Origin of the sequence: Bacteroides sp. (assembly GCF_028690125.1) — a bacterium.
Classification (GTDB): domain Bacteria; phylum Bacteroidota; class Bacteroidia; order Bacteroidales; family Bacteroidaceae; genus Bacteroides.
Window position 1 is genome coordinate 1 of sequence record NZ_JAQVBV010000106.1, and the last position, 4,209, is coordinate 4,209.

Genomic DNA, 4,209 nt, shown 5'->3' on the forward strand with positions numbered 1-4,209 from the left:
TAGGGTCTTCAAAGTTAGGGTCATCATTGAGAGCCGCACCAGATTTACCGATAAGTAATTTCTCAGCAGTAACGGCACCTACAGCCAGTTTCTCAGTTATAATTGAGCCGTCTTGAATTAGAGTTGCTGGGATAACTTCTTCTATTCTTAAATCTTGCATTTCATGATAACCGGTACCAGTACCATTAAATAGACCAATTCGGTTTCTCATGTATTTCGCAGTAGGCGGGAAATCTGAACCATTTATAATATATGAAAACTCTTGCCAGCTTGTTGTAATCGGAATGTTCGTGCCATGTTCTAACCTTGTATCCTCGATTCCACCCAATGCAGTATAGTAATTTGTACCTATTGAAACCGGTTTACTTGCACCATTTCCAGCGGAGTCAGTTCTAATCCATAGCCGTACGCGATATGTTTTACTTCTATCAATAGGAATATACTTTACATTTCTCCATATACCATATCCAACGGACTGCCTAGCAACAGTACCCCCAACTTGCCCGTCAGTAACCGATGCAAATGTACCATTAATTGGTACAATCCATGCACTAGGGTCTTCAAAGTTAGGGTCATCATTAAGAGCCGCACCAACACGACCAATCAATAGTTTAGAAGCATTTATACTACCTGCACCTATACGGTCAGCGGCTATGGTACCAGCATTTATCTTCTCTGCACTCAAGTCGTGTATATGAGCATTACTTATAATCGCATCTGCAATCTGTGCGGACTTCGTGATAAGTTCGCCAGTCGTAACAAGGTCAGCTGTAATCTGTCCGAAAGCTACGTCGTCGGGGAACATATAAAGAGTTTTGATTTCAGATGGTGAAAGTGCACGATTGAATATTTTAGGTTGGGCGATTAGACCTTTGAGCCAATTTGAAAGATTAGAAGCATTTACAGCAGACGCACCGAATTGCATTCTACTTGCATCGACACTCCCACACTCGGTTGCTACATCTGTGGATGCCGCCAATATACCATTAACAAATAACCTTTTATATGCGGACTTTTTGTAGACAGCGGATAAGTGAACGTATTTGTTCAATGGGATTGATATATTCGTAGCCCACTGTGCCCCAGTATCGAATCTAAGTTTTCCGTTCAAAACGAAAATAGCGATTCCTTCACCCAAAACTGTTCTTGAGCAAGCTACACAATAGGTAGCTGTTACACCGTCATTGTAAACAATACAATCTACTGTAAACTCCTCTGGAGATAACCCAAGTGGATTATTTGTTTGTATGTAATCATTCACACCATCAAAACTGAACGCCTTCCCATATTCGCTATTCACGACCGCAACGCCACCGAATGCCTGCCCGTGATTACCGTTGCCAGAAACATCTTTTACACCATCAACCTCGGCTATGCTGGCGGTAGTGCAGTTTTTAGCCGATAAGCTAAGAAGAGCACCGCCTGGTGCTTTCAATGCTTGATTATTTATTTGCCCCGTATTAACTGCATTTACAGCGATTTTAGCTTCAGTTACAGCATTATTTACCAGTTGTAATTCCCCGACAACATTATTATTTAAATTACCTGTTACATCGTCAATTGCGGCCAATAAAGTTTTACCAGCAGTAACTGCATTTGCTCCTATAAAATCCGTAGTAATCTGGCCGAATGCTACATCATCAGGGAACATGTAAAGAGTTTTTATTTCAGATGGGGAAATTGCACGACCATAAATCTTTAGATGTGCGATAAGACCGTTAAACCAATAATATTGGACGCGAGACAGGGTTAAATCGTCAGTTATATCAGTCCAAACCCAGCCGGTTTTGGTTTTGATTGGCTTACCGTTGGCGTATAAAGTAGCCGTGCTTGATGATTTTTGGACTACCAAAGCAAAATGTATCCACTCGCCAGCCCTAACGGCGACTGGAGCATATGCTGATACTGGGGAATCACCTATCCCAAATGACCAATTGCCATAATATTTTGTGATAGAAATTAGTGAACCTGACGATACGACATGTTGGACGGTGCTGTAACCGCCACCACCATATTTAGCCCAAACAGAAATAGTGAAAGAATCGGTGGAGTTAAGTTCTGGTGCCCCAAAATTAGTGTGGATAATATCATTAATGTCATTAAACTGAAACGCCTTTCCCATCTCTGAATCAACTACTTCAACGCCACCGAATGCCTGCCCGTGATTACCGTTGCCAGAAACATCTTTTACACCATCAACCTCGGCTATGCTGGCGGTAGTGCAGTTTTTAGCCGACAGACTCAAAATGGCACCGGTCGGCATTTTTATCGCGTCTGCCGATAAATCAGCATCACTTACCTTTAAAGGTGTAGATGCGGCAGATGCGGCAGACATAGCGGACTCATTACCGTTTCTATCAACGGCGACTGCATAGTAAACTCTTGAATGTTCAACTGTTTCTCGCTCACTATCAGTAAATACAGCAGATGTATGGTATGTAGCTAATAAAGCAGGGGTCGAATTACCTAGTTTTCTAAATATTTTAAAATATGCAAAATCCTCAGGTATGCCGTCTGGGATTGTTATATAAATTGAAACACCACCAACAAATGGATTTACAATAGATATACTTGGAGTGCCAGGAGCTTCGGTATCTACATGTACAGAAGCGGGAACTTCTTCTGTAGGTTGTCCGTAATAGTGGCGATCCCCATCTTCTATTGTAATTGGGGATGTAACTCCCATGCTAGTAATTGTTGCTAATCTAAAATTATAATCACCAGTTACTCTACCTTTCCATATGGTTGTAATTACATTTTTATTAACAGTTGAGTCTAGTTGCCAAAATGCACTTTCTGGTTCTGATGCTTCTTTAAAATATAGTGCAACCATCTGTGCATTTTCAGATGTATGTGTAAACTCTACTTTAATTAAAGTTTGATTACTACCATCTTGAAGTATAGTATTGACAACTTCAAGAGAGTTCATTATAGGTTTAGTAGGAATATTATACGGAGAATATGGATTGCCAGGCACTTCTGGTTCTTCGCCTGGACTAACAAATGTATATACATCAATTGAGTACTCTTTAATATCCAATTCAGTTGAATCTTCATTACGTTTTATTTTTGTAACTACAAATTCTTTTTCTACCCAACCAAATTTTTCATATGAAACTTTAACTAAATCACCGGCATCTATATTAGGAATGTTTACTTCTGTAACTAAACTAGTGGTTTTTAATTGTTTAACTTTTGATTTTAAATAGTATTGTGCTAGTTTATGTGCAGTAGTATCATCTTTAATTAGTTTAAATTCAATAGTATCAGTATTCCATTTACCGATTCTTACTGCATGTGCTTCATCTTTTAAATATGGGTCACGTAGAGGAGATTCTTCATGCACACCTGGCTTTTTATTAAAATCATTACGTTCAAAATTCCATGAGTATGATAGCCTTAATCTATTTATCTGTGCGTCTACCTCTGGTTCTGTCCACGGACTAATGTCACATTCATAGCCATTAACACCACTTGCATCAAAGTGAACACCAGAGTATGTTTTTGCACTATCTACATATACCTTTATTTTTCCATCTTCTTCTGTTAATGAGGCACGAGCACAACGCAATAATTCATCTACCCATTCACCAAACTCAGCAATCCTATCAATAGCACCATCTATTTTAAACCCTTGTATATTTGCTTCTAAAATAGCATCATCAAAGTCTAAATCATCTGGGTCTATTTCTAATCCATACCCCTCATAACCTGTGTAAGGCTTAGTAAACAGCATGTATAGGATTTTAATAGGATTTCTTTCAGGTGCAGTTCCAGTATCATTTACAATACCTTCTATATCTGCATATAGTTGGCTTACGTCACCATCTGGAGTTAATGGGTCTGCTGGTTCTTCTACACCATCAACAATTTTATAAAGTTGAACATATGCAAATCCAGGATATTCAGATTTTACGCCATCAACAAATTCTGGACTTCCGATAGAACCAGTACCTTTAAATATTCTAAATTTAATTTCTGGTGATTCTGGAGTTGGTTTATATCCATTCTTTTCTTCTATTCTGTCATAAACAACGACTTTATCAAAGTACAGTTTATTTACATTAAATAGTGGCCCAGAACCTATTATAAATTCTGACCTAAATAAATTAACCCATGCCAATGGTATTTTATTTACACTACCAAAAGGAATAGGGATTGCATTCCAACTATCATTTATGCCACTTTCAGAATAGTAATCATATGCGA

Annotated in this window: 1 protein-coding gene; it reads right to left on the minus strand. The window is 38.6% G+C overall.

Annotated features, from left to right (window positions below):
* Nucleotides 1-4,209, minus strand: a 4,209-nt coding sequence (locus PHO71_RS25345) for a LamG domain-containing protein (RefSeq protein ID WP_300208967.1), incomplete at both ends; no start/stop codon positions are given.